This window comes from Phenylobacterium sp. (genome assembly GCF_020402505.1).
GTDB lineage: Bacteria > Pseudomonadota > Alphaproteobacteria > Caulobacterales > Caulobacteraceae > Phenylobacterium.
Genome location: NZ_JADBZL010000148.1, coordinates 1 through 20065 on the forward strand (window position 1 = coordinate 1; position 20065 = coordinate 20065).

Below are 20065 nucleotides of genomic sequence, written 5' to 3' on the forward strand. Positions count from 1 at the left end.
CCGCCCGCCGAGGCCAGGCGGTCGAGGGCGAAGAGGCTGGCGCAGGTTTCGACCATGATCCACAGGGCGACGCCGGCGGGCAGGCGCGCGGCGTAGGCGGCGACGTCCTCCGGTGTCGACACCTTGGGCGCAAGCACCGCGTCGGGACGGACGGGACCGGACCCCACCGCGGAGAGATCCGCCTCGCCCCAGGGCGTATCGAGGCCGTTGACCCTCACGACGACCTCCCGGCGCCCAAAGCCGCCCTCGGCCAGTGCCGCGATGGCGAGGTCCCGGGCGGCGGGCTTGGCGTCCGGCGCGACGGAGTCCTCGAGATCAAGGATCACCACATCACAGGCCAGGCCGCGGGCCTTCCCGATGGCGCGGGGATTCCCCGCCGGCATGTACAGGGCGCTGCGTCGGGGACGGGCGGACGGCATTTCCGGACTCCATGGCCTCAAAGCGGGGTCGCCGCAGGCCCTGGTGATAGACTATGATGACCGCATGATCACCCGTTACGAACCTGACGCCCGCAACGTGCTGGGCGGTCCGCTGGAGCCCTGCGGCCTTGACCCCGTCACCGGATTCTACCGGAATGGCTGCTGCGAGACCGGTGCTGAGGACGTCGGCATGCACACGGTCTGCGCCATCATGACCGCCGAGTTCCTCGCCTTCTCGAAGTCGGTGGGCAACGACCTGTCGACCCCGGTCCCGGCCTATGGCTTTGCGGGGCTGAAGCCCGGGGATCGCTGGTGTCTGTGCGCGCCCCGCTGGCGCGAAGCCCTCGACGCGGGCGCGGCGCCGAAGATCGTGCTGGCCGCGACCCATGAGGAGGCTCTGGCCGTCGCGCCTCTCGAAGTCCTGAAGGCCTACGCCGCAGGGTCCTGATCGAAGATGTCCCCGGTATAGCGCGCCCGCGGCCGGATCAGCCCGCCGTCCTGAATCTGCTCCAGGGCGTGGGCCAGCCAGCCGGCGCATCGTGCGGCGGCGAACAGCGACAGGGCCGAACCCTCGGGCGCACCCAGGTGGTCACAGAGCGCGACCAGGGCGAAATCGATGTTCGGCGCCTGCCCCGTGGTCGCCCGGACCTGGTCCGCCAGGGCCTCGAGGTCCGCCGCCGCCTGGAACCGGACACACAGAGCCGACGCCCGCGGGTCCCCGTCCGGATAGAGGGGGTGGCCGAAGCCCGGTAGGCTACGATCCTCGGAAAGGCGCGCCGAAACGGCTGCAGCGGGCCCCAGGCGCCTGGCCTCCTCCCGGAACAGCGCCAGGGCGGCGGGCGCGCCCCCGTGCCGGGGACCGGACAGGGCGGCGAGGCCCGCCAGCGCCGAGGCGGCGAGGGAGGCGCCCGTCGAGGCGGCCACCCGGGCGGCGAAGGCCGAGGGATTGAGCTCGTGGTCCGCCAGAAGCACCAGGGTCCGGCGGATCAGGTCAGCGCCCGGGCCTCCGGGTCCAAGCCTCCAGGCCTTGGCGAGGCGCAGGTGTATGGGCCCGGGCTCGGTCTCCGCGGCGAGGGCGTCGGCGAAGACATCGAGAAGGACCGCCGCCTCGACCGAGCGAGCGAGGGTCGGCTGGCCAAGGGCCGGAGGCGCCGCCGCCGCCCGCGCCGCCAGGGCCAGGAAGGCGCGGGCCAGGGGAGGGCCCTCCGTCGGCGGCGCGGGCCGGTCCGAACGCTTGAGGGTGACCCCGTCCCCGCCCCGCAGCAGACGGGCGACCGACTCCAGGGTCTCGGTCTCCGCCAGCACGATGGCGTCCCGCCCACGGTACCAGTGGCGACCGGCGTGCACGGTGGTGATGGCCGAGGCCAGGACCGGCTCGCCAAAGGTCATGGCCCCCGCGGCGACGTCCGAGGGCCGCCGGCTGCGGCGGCGACGCTCGGCCAGCACCTCCACCTCCCGCGAACGATAGAGGCTGCGGCGGGAGTCGGCCGGATCCGGCCGGGCCGCAATCAGGCCCCGGCTGACATAGGCGTAGAGGGTCTGGGGCTTGAGGCCGAGGCGGTCCAGGGCCTCGGCGGCCGAGAGCCATTCGGTCACGACGACCTCCTCGGATGCTTTGATATTGATTAGATTGATCAAGATTGACGAGTCAATCTCCAAGGCGTTGGGTTCGTTTCACATGACCTGCCAAGGAAAGGGGATTGTCATGGAAGCCGGACTGGAATCGGTCGTCGCTGCGCACACCGTGCTCTCGGATGTCGACGGGGAGGCAGGCCGCCTGGTTCTGCGGGGCGCGGCCCTGGAGGACCTGGCGGGCGTTGCGGACTTCGAGACGGTCTGCGCCCGCCTCTGGTCAGACCTGGGGCCGGACCTGCCATCCGACCTGAGGGCCGCCCTCGGCGCCGCCCGCGCGAAGGTCTGGGCCGAGATCGCGCACCTCGATGACGGCCTCGTCGCCTTGTCTCCGGTGGAGGGACTGAGGGCCCTGATGGCCCGGCTGGCGGATGACGAGGACATGGACGCCGCCCTTCGCGTGACGGCGGCGCCTGCGGTCTTCACCGGCGCCCTCCTCCGGCGGCGGGAAGGTCTGACCCCCCTGGCCCCGGACCCTGAAGCCCCCCATGCCGCGGACCTCCTGAGGATGATCCTGGGACGGTCGCCGACCGCCGCGCAGGCCGCGGCCCTCGACGCCTATCTCGTGACGGTGATCGACCACGGCCTCAACGCCTCGACCTTCGCGGCCCGGGTGACCGCCTCGACCCGGGCGGGCCTGGTCTCCGCCGCCCTGGCCGGGATCAGCGCCCTGAAGGGGCCGCTGCACGGCGGCGCGCCCGGCCCGGTGATCGACATGCTGGACGGGATCGGCGCGCCCGCGAACGCCCGTCCCTGGCTGGAGGCGGCCCTCGACCGCGGCGACCGGCTGATGGGCTTCGGCCACCGGGTCTACAGGGTCCGCGACCCCCGCGCCGACGCCCTCAAGGCGGCCATCCGGCGCCTGGGCGTGGATGAGGGACGTCTCGCCCTCGGCGAAGCGGTGGAGGCTGCGGCCCTGGAAATCCTGCGCACCCGAAAGCCCGACCGGCCCCTGGAGACCAATGTCGAGTTCTACACCGCCCTTCTCCTCGAGGCCCTCGGCATTCCCTCCTCCGCCTTCACCTGCATCTTCGCGGCGGGGCGGGCCGCAGGCTGGGTCGCCCATGCCTGGGAGCAGGTGGCCACGGGCCGGCTGATCCGGCCCCGGTCGGTCTATGTGGGACCGCAGCCTTCCGCCCTCCGGGCAGCGGAATGATTTGGCCGCGGGGAGCCCGGGCGCTAGAACGGGGCCATGTCGTCTGACGTCCGCCTCTCCCCGGATCGCGCCACCGCCCTGACAAGGGGGATCACCCTGATGTCCGTCGGTGTGGCGACCCTGCTGGTGACGGCCAAGGCGGCCGCCTGGATGGCCTCCGGCTCCGTGGCCCTGCTGGCCTCCCTGGCGGACTCCACCCTGGACCTGGTGGCCTCCACCATCACCTTCTTCGCCGTCCGGTACGCCGCGGCCCCGCCGGACGATGATCACCGTTTCGGCCATGGAAAGGCCGAGGCCTTCGCCAGCCTGATGCAGGCGGGCCTTGTCTTCGCCTCGGCGGCGCTTGTCGGCCAGGAGGCGATCCGCAGCCTTCTGGATCCCCAGCCCCTCGAGGCCGGAACCTGGGCCCTTGCGGTCATGGTCCTGTCCACCGTCATGACCTTCGTCCTCATCTCGGCCCAGACCTGGGTCCTTCGCCGGACGGCCTCGGTGGCGGTCAGCGGGGACCGGGCGCACTACGCCTCGGACCTGGCCTCCAACCTGGCGGCCCTGGCGGGGATCGGCGCCTCGGCCTGGCTGGGCGTGGCGGGCCTGGACGGCGCCGCCGCCCTGGTGATCGCCGCCCTCCTCCTGTGGGGCGCCATTGGCGTCTTCCGCGAGGCCGCCGTCCAGCTGATGGACCAGGAACTGCCGGCCGCGGAGCGCGCCCGGATCGTCGAACTGGTCACCCGGGACCCGCGCCTGACGGACGTCCATCAGCTGCGCACCCGCGCCTCCGGGCCCTATGTCCACATGCAGATGCACGTCGACCTGGACCCCCTTCTGACCCTCGAGGACGCCCACCGGGTCATCGTCGAGGCCGAGCGCCGCCTGCTCGAGGCCTTCCCCATGGCCGACATTCTGATCCATCCGGATCCCAGGGGCCTGGCCGAACCCCATGGCGGGGCCTTCGCGGAGGCCACGGCCGCAGAGTAAACCGCCCCTTAAGGTCTGATCGTCCTTAGTGGGCTCGACACAGAACGTCTCGCCGGCCGGGCATGACCGAACGCATCCTTCACCATTTCCCGCTGGACCCCGCCTCACGCCAGGTCCGTCTTGCGCTGGGGGAGAAGCGCCTGGCCTTCAACGAGCAGACGGTCCGCTACTGGGAACAGCCCGACGCCTTCCTGGACCTCAACCCCTCCGGCGTGACGCCAGTGATGGTCGAGGACGGACTGGTCCTTTGCGAATCCCGGACCATCCTTGATCACCTCGAGGAGACCTGCCCGGAGCCGCCCCTGCTGGGCCGGTCGGCGGAGGAAAGGGCGGAGGCCCGGCGGCTGGTCCTGTGGTTCGACCGGAAGTTCGACCTGGAGGTCGCCGGCTTCCTGCTGCACGAGAAGATGGAGAAGCGGCTTCTCGGGCTCGGCGCGCCGGACCTGGCGGCCCTGAGGCAGGGACGGGAATCCCTTCGCCACCACATGGCCTATCTTGAGGCCCTCCTGGCCGCGCGGGACTGGCTGGCGGGCCGGCGCATGTCCCTGGCCGACTTCGCCGCCGCCGCCTACCTGTCGGTGATCGACTATCTGGGCGACGTCCCCTGGGACGGCTATCCGGCGGTGAAGACCTGGTACATGCGGCTGAAGTCCCGTCCGGCCTTCCGTCCCCTCCTCGCCGACCGCTGGCCCGGACTGGCGCCGGCGGCGCACTATGACGACCTCGACTTCTGATCCGCGCGATCCCATCCGGCGGCGGGCGGCCGACCTCGGATTCGACGTGTGCAGGTTCACGGGGATCGGGGCGTCCTGGCCGGCGACGGCGAGGCTCCAGGCCTTCCTCCAGGCCGGCCGCCATGGCGACATGGAATGGATGGCCGCCACGGCGGAGCGGCGCGGGCATCCCCTGGCCCTTTGGCCGCAGGCCCGCAGCGCCGTCGTCCTGGGCCTGAACTACGGACCGGAGACCAACCCCCTCGACGGCCTGGCCCTGCGCGACCGGGGCCTCCTCTCCGTCTACGCCCGGGGCGACGATTATCACGAGGTGCTCAAGGGCCGGCTGAAGCAGCTGGGGGGCTGGATGGCCGCGCGGCTCGGCGGGGACCTGAAGGTCTTCGTCGACACCGCCCCCCTGATGGAGAAGCCCCTGGCCCAGCAGGCGGGCCTGGGCTGGCAGGGCAAGCACACCAACCTGGTCAGCCGGGACTTCGGCTCCTGGCTGTTCCTCGGCGTGATCCTGACGACGGCGGACCTGCCGCCGGATCCGGAGGAAGCCGACCACTGCGGCCAGTGCCGGGCCTGCCTCGACGCCTGTCCCACCGCCGCCTTCCCGGCGCCCTACCAGCTCGACGCCCGGCGCTGCGTCTCCTACCTGACCATCGAGCACAAGGGTCCCGTGGATCCGGACCTGAGGCCCGGCCTGGGAAATCGCATCTATGGCTGCGACGACTGCCTGGCGGTCTGCCCCTGGAACAAGTTCGCCCGGGCCGGACGTGAACAGAGGCTGGCGGCCCGCGACGACCTGGCGGCCCCGCCCCTGGCCGAGCTGGCTGCCCTCGACGAGACGGCCTTCCGGGCCCGGTTCGCCCGCTCGCCGGTCAAGCGCACGGGCCGGGACCGGTTCCTGCGCAATGTCCTCTACGCGATCGGCAATTCCGACAATCCGGCCCTGGTCCCGGCCGCGAAGGCGCGGCTGGATGACGCCTCACCCCTGGTGCGGGGCGCCGCGGTCTGGGCGCTGGGCCGGCTCCTGCCCCGACCGGAACTGCTGGAGCTGGCCCGTGCCCACGCCGGGGCCGAGACCGATCCCGACGTCCGGGTCGAGTGGGAGAGGGTTCAGTCGGCGTAGACGCCGGGCCGGTTCTCCATCGCCGCCTTCACGGCTTCGACCTGGTTGGGCGAGCCGATAAGGGCGCCCTGCTCCCGGCTCTCGGCGAGGAGGATGGCGTGCTGGTCGGCGTCCGGCGCCAGGTCCAGGAGCCGCTTGCCCGCCCGGATGGCGTCAGGGTTCTTGGAGGCGATCTCCGCCGCCAGGGCCAGGGCGTCGGCGCGGGGGTCGGCGCAGACCCGTGTGGCGAGGCCCATGCGGTGGGCCTCCTCGCCATTGAAGATCCGGCCCGTATAGGTCAGCTCCCGGGCGACGTCGTCGCGCACCAGCCGCTTCATCAGGACCAGGCCCGCCATGTCGGGCACCAGGCCCCACTTGATCTCGAGCACCGCCATTCGGACGTCCGGCGTCACGAAGCGGATGTCGGCGCCCAGGGCCAGCTGGAAGCCGCCGCCGAAGGCGACGCCGTGGATGGCGGCGATCACGGGGACCGTCTGCTCGCGCCAGACCATGACCGCGTGCTGGGCATGGTTCGACCCGCCCGCGGTGCGCTCCGGCGTGAGAAGGCCCGCCCCGCCGCGGCGCTCGCCCGAGGCCATCTTGGCGAAGTTGCCCATGTCGAGGCCGGCGCAGAAGGCCCGACCGTCGCCCGACAGCACGATGGCCCGCACACCCTTTTCCGTCTTCAGGCGCTCGCCGGTGTCCACCAGGGCCTGGAACATGCGGTCGTCGAGGGCGTTCATCTTGTCGGTGCGGACGAGGCGGACGTCGGCGACGCCGTTCTCGATCGTGACCTGGATGCGGTCTTCCATGGGTGTCTCCTTCAGCTCTTGCCGGGGAGGGCGACGTAGCCCACCCGGGGGAAATGCAGGTGCAGGCGCCCGAGGTCGGGGGTCTCCTGCGCGAGGATGAGTCGGGAATGGCGCGCCGCCACCAGGGTCCCGGCGATCGGGTCCCGGCCATAGTCGTCAGCCATGACCACCACCGCGTCGCCGGGAGACAGGCCCAGGGCGTCATTGGGGTCGTGCGCCGGCGGGTCGGCGGGCCGGACGCTTTTGGCGATGGCCAGGGCTTCCGCCCCGGTGATCTCCTTCCGGACGCCGTGACCGATGTCGGCCATCCGCCGCCGCCAGGCTTCCAGCCGGTCCAGGCCGACGGTCAGTCGGTCGTAGGTATCGGGCAGGGCGCCCTTCAGCCACCAGATGTTCATCCAGGCCGAGGCGTCCGCCAGCCCGGGCCGGTCGCCGGCGAGGAAGGGCGCATCCTCCAGGGCGTAGTCCAGCCAGGAGGCATGCCCCCGCCACTGGATGCGCATAGGACCCGCCGCCTGGGCCATGGCCTCGACGTCAAACGGCCGGCCGGACAGCTTCTCGCGGTCGGCGATGAAGGCCTTGGGGGTCAGGTGACCCATCTCGCCGAAGATCACCGGCACGGTGGCCTGGAAGAACAGCCGGTCGGCCCAGAGGCCGATCCCCCGAAGGCCCGCAAGGCCCCGGTCGCCCGCCAGGGGCGTCCGCCTCTGCAATTCATCGAGGATGGCCATGGAGTCGCAGTAAACGTCGGCGCCGGCCTGCAGGACCGGCGCGCGTCGGTAGCCGCCCGTCAGCGGGGTCAGGTCGGGCTTGGGCATCATGTTCGGGGTGATCACCGAGGACCACGCCTGGCCGGTCATGCCGAAGACGATCCGCACCTTCTCCGAGAAGGGTGAGGCGTCGTAATGGTGAAGGATCAGGTCCATGGGCGCTCCCTGCCGACAGCCTAGTCAGGCTGTCACGGATTTCGCCGGCGGGCCACCGTGACGCGGCGTCAGCGCCAGCGGATCAGGGCCTCCTGGGCCGCTTCGGCCACCAGCCGCCCGTCCCGGGCGTAGATCTGGCCACGGTTGAATCCTCGCCCCCCCGAGGCCGACGGGCTGTCCTGAACGAACAGGTGCCAGTCGTGGAAGTCCGAGGGCTGGTGGAACCACATGGCGTGATCGAGGCTGGCCGCCTGGAGCCGTCCGCTGTCCCAGTCCACCCCGTGCGGGCGCAGGGAGGCGTCCATCAGGGTCATGTCCGAGCCATAGGCCAGGGCGCACTGGTTGACGGCCAGGTCATCTCCCAGTGGCAGGCGGGTGCGAAACCAGCACATATCCACCGGCTCGCGCACCCCGACGAAGCCTTGTGGAACCGGCTCGCAGGGCTTGAGCTCCACAGGCCAGATCCGCCGCGAGGCGGGGTCGAGGCCGGCCTCGGCCCGGAGTTCCTCCTCGTTCATCAGGGATTCCGGAGGCGGGGCCTCGGGCATGGGCAGCTGGTGCTCGAACCCTGTCTCGGGGACCTGGAAGGAGGCCGCCAGGTTGAAGATCTGCTTGCCGTTCTGGATCGCCACCACGCGGCGCACACTGAACGAGCCGCCGTCCCGCGCCCGGTCCACCTGGAACAGGATCGGGATTTTCGGATCGCCAGGGCGGATGAAATAGCAGTGCAGGGAGTGGCAGACCCGGTCCTCGATGGTCCGGTAGGCCGCCGCCAGGGCCTGGGCCACGACCTGGCCGCCATAGATCCGGCGGGTCTCGTGGGGCGGGTTGAAGCCCCGGAAGAGGTCGGTGTCCAAGGTCTCCAGGTCGAGGAGGGTGAGCAGCTCGTGGTCTTGGGACATGGCGGGATGCGGGCCTCAGAAGACGGGGTCGGGAAGATCGGCGAGGCGAGGCAGGATGCGGTCCTTGTCGGAAAGGACGGCGTCGTCGGCGTCGACAGGCCAGGCGATGGCGAGGTCCGGGTCGTTCCACACCACCCCGCCCTCGGACTGGGGGGCGTAGTCGCTGTCGACCTTGTAGGCCAGCATGACGTTGTCGCAGAGGGTGCAATAGCCATGGGCGAACCCGCGCGGCACGAAGAGCTGCTCGCCGCCTTCGGCGGTCAGCCGGGCAGAGACCCAGCGTCCCCGGGTGGGCGATCCGGGGCGGATGTCCACCGCCACGTCCAGTATGGCGCCCGCCAGCACCCGCACCAGCTTGGCCTGGGCGTGCGGCGCTGTCTGGAAGTGCAGGCCGCGGATCGTCCCCGACCTGGCGCTGAAGGCCTGATTGTCCTGGACGAAGTGGGCGTCGATCCCGAGAGCTGACAGGGTGCGGCGGCTCCAGGTCTCGGAGAACCAGCCTCGTGCATCGCCATGGCGGCGGGGCGTGATAAGGGTGACCTCGGGAAGGGCCAGGGGCGTCAGGGTCGTCATCAGAGTCCCGGATACGGGCGGCGGGGCCGCGAAGGGTGCGAGGCATGGCGCGGGACGCGCGGAAAAACAACCCTGACACGCCTGCAGAGGGCTCGGTGAGCGTGATTGTCGTCGCCTGGCAGTCGGGCGAGGACCTGACGCGGTGCCTGTCCGCCCTGACCGCACAGACCTGTCCGCCCCTCGAGATCCTGCTGGTGGACAACGCTTCCACGGACGGGGCGCCCCAGGCGGCGGTCCGGGCGATCTCCGGGATCACCCTGATTTCCGCAGGCGCCAACCTGGGTTTCGCCGCAGGGGTGAACCTGGGCGCCCGGCGGGCCAGGGGCGACTGGCTGGCCCTGGTCAATCCCGACGCCTTCGCTGCGCCCGACTGGCTGGAGCGCTTGCTTGCGGGCGCCGCGCGCCATCCCGACGTACAGTGCTTTGGCTGCCGGCAGACCATGGCGGACGCCAAGGGCCGGCTTGACGGCCTGGGGGATGTGATGAGCCTGCCGGGCATCCCCTACCGTGGCGGCTACGGTCTGGCCGATCCTGGTCCGGTGGAAGACGGCGAGTGCTTTTCCGCCTGCGGCGGCGCCATGCTCATCCGGCGGAACCTGTTTGAGGCGCTCGGCGGCTTTGACGAGGATCTCTTCATGTACTGCGAGGACGTCGACCTGGGCTACCGGATCCGGCTGGCCGGCGGCGCCTGCGGTGTCATCCCCGACGCTGTCGTCGCCCACGTCGGCTCGGCCTCCACCGGCGGGGCGGGCTCGGACTTCGCCAGTTTCCACGGCGCCCGGAACCGGATCCGGGTCTTCATCAAGAATACGCCGCCCGTCCTCTTCTGGCTGACCCTGCCCCTGCATGTGATCGCCACCCTCGTCCTGTTTCTGAGACTGTCAGGCCAGGGACGGCTGGCCCCGAACCTGAAGGGGGCCCGGGCGGCGCTGGCGGACCTGCCGGCGGCCCTTGCTGCGCGGAGACGCACCCAGGCGACCCGCACGGTCACGTCCTGGGAGATCGCCCGGGCCATGACCTGGAATCCCCTTGACCTCCTGGGCCGCCGGGTGGTCATCCGCCGCTCGCGGCGGCGCAGCGGGGGCGGGTCAGCCGCCTGACTTGTGGCGCGGGCCAGGCAGAACGTCGATCAGCTGGATCCGGAAGACCAGGGTGGCGCCCGGCGGGATCGGACCGCCGCCTTCATCCCCGTAACCCAGCTTCGCCGGGACGAAGATCCGCCACTCGTCGCCGGGGCGCATCAGCTGAAGAGCCTCCACCCAACCGGGAATCAGGCCGTCCAGGGGCATGACCGCCGGAACACCGCGGTCATAGGAGCTGTCAAAGACCTCGCCGGACAGGAGCTTGCCCTCGTAGTGGACCTTGATCTGGTCGCCCGGCAGCGGCTGCACGCCATCGGCAGGACCTGACTTCACAACCTGGTACTGGAGGCCGGAGGGCAGGGCCTTCACGCCGGGCTCGGCGGCGTTCTTCGCCAGGAAGGCCTCTCCCGCCTCTGCGTTGGCGGCGAGCACCTTGGGGTCAGGCCCCCTCTGGCAGGCGACGAGCAGGGACAGGCCGGCGGCCAGGATGACGAGGGCGAGGCGCATCAGGGTCTCCTTCAGACCGCGCGGGGCGGATAGCCCCTGGCCCGGAGGGCCTCCATGATTTCTTCCGTGTGCCGGGCGTCGCGGGTTTCGATCATGATGTCGAACTCCGCGCCCTTGGCGGGCACGTCGAGGGCGAGGCGGTTGTGCGCCACCTCGATGATGTTGGCGCCCATCTGGCCGATCAGGGCTGAGACATTGGCCAGAAGGCCGGGGCGGTCGTCGCCGATGATCCGCAGGGAGACCAGCCGCTGGTCGCGGACCAGCTCGCGGGTCAGCACTGAGGCCAGCAGGCGGGTGTCGATGTTGCCGCCCGAGATGATGACGCCGACCTTCTTGCCCTGGAACCGATCCGGGTAGGCCAGCAGGGCGGCCAGGGCCGCCGCCCCGGCGCCCTCGGCGACGGTCTTCTCCACGTTGCAGAACAGGGCCACGGCGCGCTCGAGGTAGGGCTCCTCAAGCAGCAGCACCTCGTCGATCAGCGGGCGGGCGATCCCGTAGGTCAGGTCGCCGACCCGCTTGACGGCGATGCCTTCGGCGATGGTCGCCCCGCCGGTCGAGGCTTCGACCCCCCGGATCCGGGCCGTGAAGGACGGATACATGGCCGGCTCCACGCCGATCACCCGGCAATTCGGATTGATCGACTTGGCCACCGTGGCGCAGCCGGCGATCAGTCCGCCGCCGCCTACGGGCACGGGCAGGACCTCGATGTCGGGCTGCTCCTCGAACATCTCCAGGGCCACCGTGCCCTGTCCCGCCATGACCTTCAGGTCGTCGAAGGGATGAACGAAGGTTAGCTCCCGCTCGTCGCAGAGCTTCCGCGCGAGGCCGGCGGACTCGTCGTAGGTGTCCCCGTCCTGAACCACCTCGGCGCCAAAGGCGCGGGTTTGCTGGACCTTCACGAAGGGCGTGCTGCGAGGCATGACGATGGTCACGGGGATGCCCAGACGGGCGGCGTGATAGGCCAGTCCCTGGCTATGGTTGCCGGCCGAGGCGGCGATGACGCCCCGCCGGGCCTCGTTGTCCGAGAGCTGCAGGAGGGTGTTGAGGGCGCCGCGCTCCTTGTAGGCGGCGGTGAACTGCAGGTTCTCGAACTTCACCCAGACCTCGGCCCCGGTGATCTCGGAAAGCGTCTGCGACCGGCGCATGGGCGTGCGCTCGACCCGGCCGGCGATGCGCTCGGCGGCGGCGCGGACATCAGCGAGGGAGAGGCTCATGGCGGACCTGCGGCTTTCAGGGGGTCTTCCCTAGTCGCTCCGCCGGAAAAGGGAAAGCGTCCCGGCGTCAGGCGGGGGGATCGAATTCGCTGACCCAGTGGCCTGGGGCCACTTCCGTCAGCTGCGGCCGGTACGGGGGGGACTCCCCCCGGCGGGAGGGCAGGAAGCGCAGGGCGCCCTCGGGATCGAGGGGGCTGGGAAGCTCCCCGGTGAGGCGCGCCCGGGGTCGCCGGCGCTCCACCGCCGGATCGGGGATGAGGGCCGCCGACAGGAGGGCCTGGGTGTAGGGGTGCCGCGCATCCGCGAAGATCCGGTCCGCCGGCGCCTGCTCCACCACGCGGCCAAGATAGAGGACCATGACCCGGTGGCTGATCTCCCGCACCACGGCCAGGTCGTGGCTGATGAACATCATCGCCATGCCGAACTCGTGCTGAAGGTCGATCAGCAGGTCGATGATCTGGGCGCGGATCGACACGTCGAGGGCCGAGACCGCCTCGTCGCAGACCACCACCCGGGGCCGCAGGATCATGGCCCGGGCGATGCCGACCCTCTGGTTCTGCCCCCCGGACAGTTCGTGCGGATAACGGTTGATCAGGTCCCCGGACAGGCCGACCCGCGCCATCATGGCGCGGACCTCGGCTTCCCGGGCGCGCCGGTCGAGGTCGGGACGGAACACCCCCAGGGGCTCGGCGATGGAGTCGCCCACCGGCATGCGGGGGTCGAGGCTGGCCAGGGGGTCCTGGAAGACGATCTGCAGGTCCCGTCGGGCGGCGCGCAGGGCCTCCCGGTCGGTCTCGGGAATGTCCCGGCCCAGCACGGTGACCGCGCCGCCGGTCCGCGGAATGAGCCGCAGCACGGCCCGCGAGAGGGTCGACTTGCCGCAACCGCTCTCCCCGACGACGCCCAGGGTCTCGCCCTGCCGAATCTCCAGGCTGACCCCGTCCACGGCCCGCAGGTCAGCCCGCCGGCCGAACAGGCCCCGGCGCACGGGGAACCAGACCTTCACCTCCTCCCCGCGGACCACCAGGGCCGCATCGGGGGCGACGGGCGCCGGGGTGGGGCGACCCCGGCGATCGGGCCGGTCCAGCCTGGGCGCGGCCTCCAGCAGGTTCCGGGCGTAGTCTGTCTGCGGCCTGGCGAAGACCTCGGCGGCGGATCCAGCTTCTACGTAGGCGCCGTCCTTCATCACGCAGACCCGGTCGGCGAGGCGCGCCACCACGCCCATGTCATGGGTAATCAGGACGAGCCCTGTCCCACTCTCCCGGGTCAGTTCCTCCATCAGGTCGAGGATCTCGGCCTGGACCGTCACGTCGAGGGCCGTGGTGGGCTCGTCGGCGATCAGCAGCCGGGGCGCGCAGGCCATGGCGCCGGCGATCATCACCCTCTGGCGCATGCCTCCGGACAGTTCGTGCGGGTACTGGTCCATCCGCCGGGCGGCGTCCGGTATCCGCACCCGCTCCAGCCAGCGCAGGGCCTCGGCGCGCGCGTCGCGGGCTGACAGGCCGCGGGCCCGACGCAGGGGCTCGCCCAGCTGGTCGCCGATCCGCAGGTGCGGGGTCAGGGCGGTCAGGGGGTCCTGGAAGATCATCCCCATGCCGGCGCCCCGGACACTGTTGAGCACGGTTTTGGGGGCGCCGAGGATCTCCCGCCCCTCGAAGCAGACCGACCCGGTCGCCCGGCCGTTGGCCGCCAGCAGGCCCATGACCGCCATGAAGGTCTGGCTCTTGCCCGAGCCGCTTTCGCCGACCACGCCCAGCGTCTCCCCCGGGCGGACCTCCAGGGAGACCCCGCGCACCGCCGGCACGGACCCGTCCCGGGTCTGGAAATCGATGCGCAGGTCCTTGATCGTCAGGACGGGGCTCGGGGGCGTGTGCGTCACTGGGGGCTCCGCTGGGGTTCGACCGAACATAGGACGGCGGACGCAGAAGGGAAATCGCCAGACGCCGGGAAGGCCGCTAGACTGCCCTGCGTGACCCGACTGCCCCGGCCCGCCCTGTTCCTAGACCGCGACGGCGTCCTCAACGAGGACCGCGGCTATGTCTACCGGTGGGAGGACTTCTGCTGGATCCCCGGCGCCCGGGAGGCGGTGGCCGCCTTCAACGCCCGCGACTGGTGGGTCTTCGTGGTGACCAACCAGTCCGGCGTCGGGCGGGGCTACTATTCGGAGGCCGACGTCCACGCCTTGCACGCCCGGATGACCGAGGAGCTGGCGGCGGCGGGTGCGCGGATCGACGCCTTCTATCACTGCCCCCTCCATCCCGAGGCCCTCGAGGACCGCTACCGCCACCCGGACCCGCCGGATCGCAAGCCCAACCCCGGCATGCTCCTGCGCGCCATGGCGGACTGGCCGGTGGACGCCGCCCGCTCGGTCATGGTCGGGGACAAGGCCATCGACCTGGAGGCCGGCCGCCGGGCGGGGGTGCGCAGCCTCCTCTTCCCGGGCGGCGACCTTTTCGCCTTCCTCACCGCCCAGGTCGCAGCGGACTGACAGCGCATTGACCCGTTCCTTCCGTCACTGCAAACGGAAGGTATGAGCGATCCCAATCCCAATCTCGAAGCCGCCGCCGCCATGGCGACCACCGTCCCGCAGGCCGCCGCCCTCGGCTTCAGCATGGTCTCCGCCGGCGACGCCCGCGGGGTTATGCACGTGCCCTGGCGCGAGGACCTCACGGCGGATGGGGAAGGGGGGTCGCTCGCCTCCGGCGTGGTCACCTCGATCATCGACCACTGCTGCGGCATGGCCGTCACCGCCGCCCGCAACCAGCGCCTGCCCACCGCCACCCTGGACCTGCGGATCGACTTCCTGCGGTCTCCCTCACCCCGCTCGGGGGTCAGCGTGGAGGCCCACTGCTACGCCATGACCAGCGCGGTGGCCTTCGTCCGGGCCCACGCCTGGGACAACGACCCGGCGGACCCCATCGCCACCGCCCAGGCGGCCTTCATGCTGTCCGGCGCGCCGGCGCCCGGGACGGGAGCCGCCGGATGACCCGCGAGGATCAGCTCCAGGCCTTCCTGGCCCGTTCGCCCTACCTGCGGTTCCTCGGCATGACCGCCGAGCTGGCCGGCGACGAGGTGACCGGCGTCCTGCCCTTCTCGCCCCACCTCGTCGGCAATACCCTCCTGCCGTCCCTGCACGGAGGGGTCCTCGGCGCTTTCCTGGAAACCACCGCCCTGGCGCAGCTGACCCTGACCCAGCCCGCGGACCGCAAACCCAGGACCCTGGACATCACCATCGAGTACCTGCGTCCGGGCCGGCCCATGACCACCTTCGCCCGCGCCGACCTGCGCAAGGTCGGCCGGCGGGTCGCCAACGTCCAAGTCGAGGCCTGGCAGGAGGCCCGCAGCCAGCCCGTCGCCGCCCTGCGCGGACACTTCACCCTGGCCGAGGATTAGGCCGGGGCGCCAGCCCCGGGCCGAAGGGGTCAGCCGTCTTTCCGCGCCACCAGGGCATTCTGCTCGGTTCGGATCTGGTCGAGGTCGGCCTTCGCCTTCGCCTCGGCCTCGGCGTCCTTGCGGTTGCGGGCCTCGATGAGGGCGGCGGTGGCCTCCATCTCGCGCACGGGCAACAGGTGGCTGTCGTCGGCGGGCTTGAAGGGGCCGGTCTGGATGGCGCGAAGGATCTCCCTCTGCCGCCTGGCCTCGTCGCTGTCGCCCACCCCGTAGGCGAGGATGAAGTCCCGGATCTTCGACTTCAGGGCCGGGTCCAGGTCCTTGCGCCAGACCATCGGATCCTCGGGCAGGGTGGGCGAACGCCAGATCACTTCGATGTCGGCGACGGCCTTCTGCGCCGCCTCGGTCTTCTGGTCGGCCAGCCGGGCGATGGACTGGGAGTTGTTGGTGGCCGCGTCCAGCTGCCCCATCGAGACCGCAAAGAGGTTGGCCTCATGGTTGGCGCTGCGGACGGTCTTGAAGCAGGTCTCCGGGCGGATGTTGCGCGGCCCGAAAAGCCAGGTCATGGGCGCCAGGGTTCCCGAGGTCGACTTGGCGTCGCCCATGGCGAAGTTCAGGGTCTGGTCGCAGGCCAGGATGCGTTCGAGGGTCAGGCCGGACCCCTTCTTCACGACGATGAGGGCCTGGTAGCCGTCCGGCCCCTCGGGCTTGGTGGTGCGGGCGAAGATCTCGCCGCCGGACCGGCGCACGGCCTCCAGGCCCGATTGGTTGGTGAACCAGCCCACGTCGGTCTGCCGGAAGCGCATGGCCTCGATCAGGGCGGTGTAGTTGGTCCCGTAGAAGGGCTCGATCTTGAGGCCCGTCGCCTTCTCCATGTCGGCCAGGAAGGGGGTCCAGGCGCCCTGGGCGGCCTGGATGTTCTCGGTGGACATGATGGAGAAGCGCACCGTCCCCGGCGGCGGGCCCTCGGGCGCCCTGGGCTGGCAGGCGGCCAGGACGAGGCCGGCGAGGGCCAGGAGAGCAAGGCGGGCGGGGGGCATGGGTGGTCTCCGGCGCGGGGTTCGGGGGGCGAGTTCATGCCGGTTTCGGCGCGAAGGGCAAGGCGTTGTCGTCCCTGTGCGGGCTTGAGGCCGCCGCCAAGGAAGGCTAACGCCCCCACATGTCCGCTCGCACCGACCTGTCCGCACTCGCCCTGCCCGCCCGCGAGGCCCGCTCCTGGCCCTTCGAGCAGGCCCGCCTCCTGCTCGACCGCATCCTGCGCCTGCGCCTCGACGACGCCGGCCGCGACCTGGCCGCCGCCCTCCTGGCCCAGGGCCGGCCGGACGAAGCCGTCGCCGCCCTGCCCGCCCTGCGCGAGCCCGTCATCTTCCAGTGCGGCTACGGCGCCTCGGGCCTGCCGCACATGGGCACCTTCGGCGAGGCCGCCCGGCCCACCATGGTGCGCACCGCCTTCCGCGCCCTGACGGGCGAGGCCATCCCGACCCGGCTGATCGTCTTCTCCGACGACATGGACGGCTTCCGGAAGATCCCCGACAATGTCCCCAACCGCGACCAGCTGGAGCTCGACCGCGACAAGCCGGTGACCAGCGTCCGCGATCCCTTCGGCCTCTACGAGAGCTTCGGGGCCCACAACAACGCCCGCCTGCGCGCCTTCCTCGACGGCTTCGGCTTCGACTACGACTTCATGTCCTCCACCGAGACCTACAGGTCCGGGCGGCTGGACGCCGTGCTGCTGAGGGTGCTCGAGCGCTTCGACGCCATCCAGGGGGTCATGCTGCCCACCCTGGGCGAGGAGCGTCGGGCCACCTATTCGCCCTTCCTGCCCATCAGCCCGAAGACCGGCCGGGTCCTGCAGGTCCCCACCCTGGAGCGCAATGTCGAGGCCGGAACCATCATCTTCCGCGACGAGGACGGGACCCTCACCGAGACCCCGGTGACCGGCGGCCGGGTGAAGCTGCAGTGGCGGCCGGACTGGGCGGCCCGCTGGGTGGCCCTGGGAGTGGACTACGAGATGTCCGGCAAGGACCTGGTGGACTCCGTGCGGGTCTCCAACCGGCTGGCGAGGATCCTCGGCGGCGAGCCGCCGGAGGCCTTCCACTACGAGCTCTTCATGGACGAGAACAACCAGAAGATCTCGAAGTCCAAGGGTAATGGCCTGACCATGGAGGAGTGGCTGCGCTACGGCGCGCCCGAGAGCCTCGCCTATTACATGTACCAGTCGCCCAAGTCGGCCAAGCGGCTCTATTTCGACGTCATCCCCAAGGCGACGGACGAGTACCTCCAGCAGCTGGACGCCTACAACCGGGCCAGCGCCGAGGCCAAGGCCCCGGCCATCGACAACCCGGCCTGGCATGTCCACACCGGCGCGCCGCCGGCGGCGGGCTCGCCCCTGTCCTTCTCCCTGCTCCTGAACCTGGTCTCGGCGGCCGACGCCTCGACCAAGGAGATCCTGTGGGGCTTCATCGCCCGCTACATGCCCGGCGCCGACGCCGCCAGCCAGCCCCTGCTGGACCGCCTGGCCGACTATGCGATCCACTACTACGAGGACTTCGTGAAGCCCGCCAAGCGGTTCCGGTCGCCGGATGATCGGGAGCGGGCCTCCATGGCCGACCTCGCCGCCCGCCTGCGCGCCCTGCCCGCCGGCTGCCAGGACGCCGAGCTCATCCAGGCCGAGGTCTACGAGGCCGGCAAGGCGGCGGGCTTCGAGCCCCTGCGCCTGTGGTTCAGCGCCCTCTACGAGGTCCTGCTCGGCCAGAGCCAGGGCCCGCGCTTCGGCTCCTTCGCCGCCATCTTCGGCCTCGACCGGACGGTGGACCTGATCGACCGCGCCCTGAAGGGCGAGCTCGCCTCCTGACGCAGGCTCAGGGCTTGCGCGCCACGCCCTCGCGACGGGGATCGGCGCCGCCGGACAGGCCCTGCGGCGTCGCCATCACCCCGTGAAGGCCCGAGCCCTCCGCCCCGCCGGCGCCCACCAGGACCACGCCGCGCGCCGCCAGGCCCTCGACCACGCCGGGCGGGAACTTGGCCGCTTCCGACATGTAGGGCGCGCCCCGGGCGATCAGGTTGGGCAGGGCGATCGCCTCCTGCATGGACAGCTTCCAGTCCAGCACGCCGACCAGGGCCTTGAGGTTGTAGGCCAGGATGGCGTTCCCGCCGGGCGAGCCGACCGCAGCCACGAACCGGCCCTTGCGGTCCAGCACCACGGCCGGGGCCATGGACGAGCGCGGCCGCTTGCCGGGCGCCACGGCGTTGGCTGCGGGAACGCCATCCTTCTCGGTCGGCGAGAAGGAGAAGTCGGTCAGCTGGTTGTTCAGGAAGAAGCCGTGGACCATGCGGCCGGAGCCGAAGAGGCTCTCCACCGTGGTGGTCATGGAGACGACATTGCCCTCGCCGTCGACGATGACGAAGTGGGAGGTGCCGCCGGGCTCCTGCGTGGCGTCCGGCGCGCGCACGCCGGCCCCGCGGGGCTTGCCGGGAGGCGGCGGCGCGCCGGCGACATCCTTCGGGATCAGGGCCGCCCGCGCCTTCAGGTAGGCGGGGTCGAGGAGACCCTCCACCGGCACGTCCACGAAGTCCGGGTCGCCGAAATAGCGGTCGCGGTCGGCGTACATCAGCCGGCTGGCCTGGGAGAAGAGGTACCAGCCCTGAACCGTGTCCGGACCGTGGGCGGCGATGTCGGTGTTGGCCAGGATGCCGAGGCCGATCAGCACGGCGGGTCCGCCCGAGGGCGCCGGCGGGACGCAGACCACATAGACCCGATAGGGCCGGCAGACCGGCTCGGAGACCTTGGGCTTGTAGGCCTTAAGGTCGGCGAGGGTCAGAGTTCCCGGCAGAGGGCCTTCGGTCGTGCGCTTCACGATGGCCTCGGCGATCTCGCCCTCCAGCAGGGCGGCGGGGCCCTCGGCGGCGATCTTGCGCAGGGTGGCGGCGTAGGCCGGGTTCCTGAGGATGTCGCCGGCCTGGATCAGCTGGCCGTCAGGCTTGGTGAAATAGGCCACCGCGTCGGGCTGCCGCCCCCAGGCGGCGGACCGGGCGGCCAGGGCGGCCAGGCGCGGGGTGACGGCGAAGCCCTGGTCGGCCAGGGCTTCAGCCTCGGTGAAGAGGTCCTTCCAGGCCAGGCGACCGTGGGCCCTCTGGGCCATGTGCAGCATGGCCACGGCGCCGGGCACGCCTGTGGACCGTCCGCTGGTCACGGCGTCGACAAAGGACAGGGGCTTGCCCTCAGGGCCCAGGAACATGGCGGGCGAGGCGCCCATGGGCGCGGTCTCACGACCGTTGTAGGCGGTCACCTTGCGGGTTTTCGCGTCGTAATAGGTGATGAAGGCCCCGCCGCCGATGCCGGAGCTCTGCGGCTCCACCAGGCCCAGGGCCGCCTGCACGGCCACCGCCGCATCCACCGCCGAGCCGCCGCGCCTCAGGACGGAGACGCCCGCCTCCACCGCCAGGGGGTGGGCGGCGGCGACCATGCCGGTCTCCTTCGCCTCCCGCGCCAGGGCCGGGAGGGCCGGGAGGGCCAGGACCAGGACGGCGGCGGACAGTAGGGCGGACTTCAGGAGAGCAATTCGGCGCATGGGGGCCTCGCGACGCAGGAACCGACCGATCTATAGACCCGCCCGCGTGGACAAGGAACGCCATCCGGTGTTCTAGGAG

At 71.3% G+C, this 20065-nt stretch carries 21 protein-coding genes; 10 read left to right on the top strand and 11 right to left on the bottom strand.

Annotated elements, in window-relative coordinates:
* Positions 1 to 419 (bottom strand): aldolase/citrate lyase family protein (locus IM632_RS10695; protein ID WP_296552315.1); only part of this gene is annotated, 419 nt, incomplete at its 3' end.
* 64 nt (positions 420 to 483) lie between these two features.
* On the opposite strand from IM632_RS10695, the gene IM632_RS10700 reads away from it, so the two are divergent.
* A complete protein-coding gene (locus tag IM632_RS10700) occupies positions 484 to 867 on the top strand; it encodes a DUF2237 domain-containing protein (RefSeq protein WP_293519764.1) in 384 nt (127 codons plus the stop codon).
* Here the strand turns inward: IM632_RS10700 and IM632_RS10705 are convergent.
* The gene (locus tag IM632_RS10705) at positions 849 to 2015 is read right to left on the bottom strand and encodes a citrate synthase (protein WP_296479600.1); all 1167 of its coding nucleotides are present in this window, start codon (positions 2013 to 2015) and stop codon (positions 849 to 851) included. The genes IM632_RS10700 and IM632_RS10705 overlap by 19 nt on opposite strands.
* Positions 2016 to 2124: 109 nt before the next feature.
* On the opposite strand from IM632_RS10705, the gene IM632_RS10710 reads away from it, so the two are divergent.
* The 4 genes from IM632_RS10710 to queG all read left to right on the top strand — a co-directional run bounded on the left by IM632_RS10710 (position 2125) and on the right by queG (position 6030).
* Positions 2125 to 3207, top strand: coding sequence for a citrate synthase/methylcitrate synthase (locus IM632_RS10710; protein WP_296479601.1), 1083 nt, complete (start codon positions 2125 to 2127; stop codon positions 3205 to 3207).
* Positions 3208 to 3243: 36 nt separating this feature from the next.
* Positions 3244 to 4182, top strand: a complete 939-nt coding sequence (locus IM632_RS10715; protein WP_296479602.1) for a cation diffusion facilitator family transporter — start codon at positions 3244 to 3246, stop codon at positions 4180 to 4182.
* Positions 4183 to 4244: 62 nt separating this feature from the next.
* Positions 4245 to 4916 carry a glutathione S-transferase family protein gene (locus tag IM632_RS10720; RefSeq protein ID WP_296479603.1) on the top strand — a complete coding sequence of 224 codons (672 nt, stop codon included), beginning with the start codon at positions 4245 to 4247 and terminating at the stop codon, positions 4914 to 4916.
* Complete coding sequence (gene queG / locus IM632_RS10725; RefSeq protein ID WP_296549759.1) at positions 4897 to 6030, top strand: tRNA epoxyqueuosine(34) reductase QueG; 1134 nt, start codon at positions 4897 to 4899, stop codon at positions 6028 to 6030. Before IM632_RS10720 ends, queG begins: the two co-directional genes overlap by 20 nt.
* Here the strand turns inward: queG and IM632_RS10730 are convergent.
* The 4 genes from IM632_RS10730 to rfbC all read right to left on the bottom strand — a co-directional run bounded on the left by IM632_RS10730 (position 6018) and on the right by rfbC (position 9222).
* Positions 6018 to 6821 carry a crotonase/enoyl-CoA hydratase family protein gene (locus IM632_RS10730; RefSeq protein WP_296497464.1) on the bottom strand — a complete coding sequence of 268 codons (804 nt, stop codon included), beginning with the start codon at positions 6819 to 6821 and terminating at the stop codon, positions 6018 to 6020. The two genes, queG and IM632_RS10730, sit on opposite strands and share 13 nt — an antisense overlap.
* A gap of 11 nt (positions 6822 to 6832) precedes the next feature.
* Positions 6833 to 7747, bottom strand: coding sequence for a glutathione S-transferase family protein (locus tag IM632_RS10735; RefSeq protein WP_296497462.1), 915 nt, complete (start codon positions 7745 to 7747; stop codon positions 6833 to 6835).
* 68 nt (positions 7748 to 7815) lie between these two features.
* Positions 7816 to 8649, bottom strand: coding sequence for an acyl-CoA thioesterase II (locus IM632_RS10740; RefSeq protein ID WP_296479607.1), 834 nt, complete (start codon positions 8647 to 8649; stop codon positions 7816 to 7818).
* Positions 8650 to 8664: 15 nt separating this feature from the next.
* On the bottom strand, positions 8665 to 9222 hold the full coding sequence (gene rfbC / locus IM632_RS10745; protein WP_296479608.1) for a dTDP-4-dehydrorhamnose 3,5-epimerase: 558 nt from the start codon (positions 9220 to 9222) through the stop codon (positions 8665 to 8667).
* 44 nt (positions 9223 to 9266) lie between these two features.
* Between rfbC and IM632_RS10750 the strand changes: the two genes are divergently transcribed.
* Positions 9267 to 10322: a glycosyltransferase family 2 protein gene (locus IM632_RS10750; protein ID WP_296520651.1), complete on the top strand. Its 1056-nt coding sequence runs from the start codon at positions 9267 to 9269 to the stop codon at positions 10320 to 10322.
* Here IM632_RS10750 and IM632_RS10755 read toward each other — a convergent pair.
* The 3 genes from IM632_RS10755 to IM632_RS10765 all read right to left on the bottom strand — a co-directional run bounded on the left by IM632_RS10755 (position 10311) and on the right by IM632_RS10765 (position 13904).
* Positions 10311 to 10811, bottom strand: a complete 501-nt coding sequence (locus IM632_RS10755; RefSeq protein WP_296552316.1) for an FKBP-type peptidyl-prolyl cis-trans isomerase — start codon at positions 10809 to 10811, stop codon at positions 10311 to 10313. The two genes, IM632_RS10750 and IM632_RS10755, sit on opposite strands and share 12 nt — an antisense overlap.
* An 11-nt stretch (positions 10812 to 10822) precedes the next feature.
* Positions 10823 to 12025, bottom strand: coding sequence for a threonine ammonia-lyase (locus IM632_RS10760; protein WP_296547349.1), 1203 nt, complete (start codon positions 12023 to 12025; stop codon positions 10823 to 10825).
* A 67-nt stretch (positions 12026 to 12092) separates the two neighbouring features.
* On the bottom strand, positions 12093 to 13904 hold the full coding sequence (locus tag IM632_RS10765) for a dipeptide ABC transporter ATP-binding protein (RefSeq protein ID WP_296497453.1): 1812 nt from the start codon (positions 13902 to 13904) through the stop codon (positions 12093 to 12095).
* 90 nt (positions 13905 to 13994) lie between these two features.
* Between IM632_RS10765 and IM632_RS10770 the strand changes: the two genes are divergently transcribed.
* The 3 genes from IM632_RS10770 to IM632_RS10780 are packed head-to-tail and all read left to right on the top strand — an operon-like array spanning position 13995 to position 15418.
* Entirely contained in the window at positions 13995 to 14513 is a 519-nt protein-coding gene (locus tag IM632_RS10770; RefSeq protein ID WP_296484621.1) for an HAD family hydrolase, read from the top strand.
* A 42-nt stretch (positions 14514 to 14555) separates the two neighbouring features.
* Positions 14556 to 15011 (top strand): PaaI family thioesterase, encoded by a 456-nt coding sequence (locus IM632_RS10775; protein ID WP_296484624.1) that lies wholly within the window; start codon positions 14556 to 14558, stop codon positions 15009 to 15011.
* On the top strand, positions 15008 to 15418 hold the full coding sequence (locus IM632_RS10780) for a PaaI family thioesterase (RefSeq protein ID WP_296484626.1): 411 nt from the start codon (positions 15008 to 15010) through the stop codon (positions 15416 to 15418). The genes IM632_RS10775 and IM632_RS10780 overlap by 4 nt, the downstream gene beginning before the upstream one ends.
* A 29-nt stretch (positions 15419 to 15447) precedes the next feature.
* On the opposite strand, the gene phnD is transcribed toward IM632_RS10780, so the two are convergent.
* On the bottom strand, positions 15448 to 16455 hold the full coding sequence (gene phnD / locus IM632_RS10785) for a phosphate/phosphite/phosphonate ABC transporter substrate-binding protein (RefSeq protein WP_296484629.1): 1008 nt from the start codon (positions 16453 to 16455) through the stop codon (positions 15448 to 15450).
* A gap of 119 nt (positions 16456 to 16574) precedes the next feature.
* On the opposite strand from phnD, the gene IM632_RS10790 reads away from it, so the two are divergent.
* On the top strand, positions 16575 to 18269 hold the full coding sequence (locus tag IM632_RS10790) for a lysine--tRNA ligase (RefSeq protein ID WP_296552317.1): 1695 nt from the start codon (positions 16575 to 16577) through the stop codon (positions 18267 to 18269).
* 7 nt (positions 18270 to 18276) lie between these two features.
* Here the strand turns inward: IM632_RS10790 and ggt are convergent, their stop codons facing one another.
* Positions 18277 to 19986: a gamma-glutamyltransferase gene (gene ggt, locus IM632_RS10795; protein WP_296497448.1), complete on the bottom strand. Its 1710-nt coding sequence runs from the start codon at positions 19984 to 19986 to the stop codon at positions 18277 to 18279.
* Positions 19987 to 20065 lie beyond the last annotated feature (79 nt).

Coding starts and splice junctions, on each gene's coding strand:
- IM632_RS10700 (WP_293519764.1), top strand. CDS start 484: ATGATCACCCGTTACGAACCTGACGCCCGCAACGTGCTGGGCGGTCCG.
- IM632_RS10710 (WP_296479601.1), top strand. CDS start 2,125: ATGGAAGCCGGACTGGAATCGGTCGTCGCTGCGCACACCGTGCTCTCG.
- IM632_RS10715 (WP_296479602.1), top strand. CDS start 3,244: ATGTCGTCTGACGTCCGCCTCTCCCCGGATCGCGCCACCGCCCTGACA.
- IM632_RS10720 (WP_296479603.1), top strand. CDS start 4,245: ATGACCGAACGCATCCTTCACCATTTCCCGCTGGACCCCGCCTCACGC.
- queG (WP_296549759.1), top strand. CDS start 4,897: ATGACGACCTCGACTTCTGATCCGCGCGATCCCATCCGGCGGCGGGCG.
- IM632_RS10730 (WP_296497464.1), bottom strand. CDS start 6,821: ATGGAAGACCGCATCCAGGTCACGATCGAGAACGGCGTCGCCGACGTC.
- IM632_RS10735 (WP_296497462.1), bottom strand. CDS start 7,747: ATGGACCTGATCCTTCACCATTACGACGCCTCACCCTTCTCGGAGAAG.
- IM632_RS10740 (WP_296479607.1), bottom strand. CDS start 8,649: ATGTCCCAAGACCACGAGCTGCTCACCCTCCTCGACCTGGAGACCTTG.
- rfbC (WP_296479608.1), bottom strand. CDS start 9,222: ATGACGACCCTGACGCCCCTGGCCCTTCCCGAGGTCACCCTTATCACG.
- IM632_RS10750 (WP_296520651.1), top strand. CDS start 9,267: ATGGCGCGGGACGCGCGGAAAAACAACCCTGACACGCCTGCAGAGGGC.
- IM632_RS10755 (WP_296552316.1), bottom strand. CDS start 10,811: ATGCGCCTCGCCCTCGTCATCCTGGCCGCCGGCCTGTCCCTGCTCGTC.
- IM632_RS10760 (WP_296547349.1), bottom strand. CDS start 12,025: ATGAGCCTCTCCCTCGCTGATGTCCGCGCCGCCGCCGAGCGCATCGCC.
- IM632_RS10775 (WP_296484624.1), top strand. CDS start 14,556: ATGAGCGATCCCAATCCCAATCTCGAAGCCGCCGCCGCCATGGCGACC.
- IM632_RS10780 (WP_296484626.1), top strand. CDS start 15,008: ATGACCCGCGAGGATCAGCTCCAGGCCTTCCTGGCCCGTTCGCCCTAC.
- phnD (WP_296484629.1), bottom strand. CDS start 16,455: ATGCCCCCCGCCCGCCTTGCTCTCCTGGCCCTCGCCGGCCTCGTCCTG.
- IM632_RS10790 (WP_296552317.1), top strand. CDS start 16,575: ATGTCCGCTCGCACCGACCTGTCCGCACTCGCCCTGCCCGCCCGCGAG.
- ggt (WP_296497448.1), bottom strand. CDS start 19,986: ATGCGCCGAATTGCTCTCCTGAAGTCCGCCCTACTGTCCGCCGCCGTC.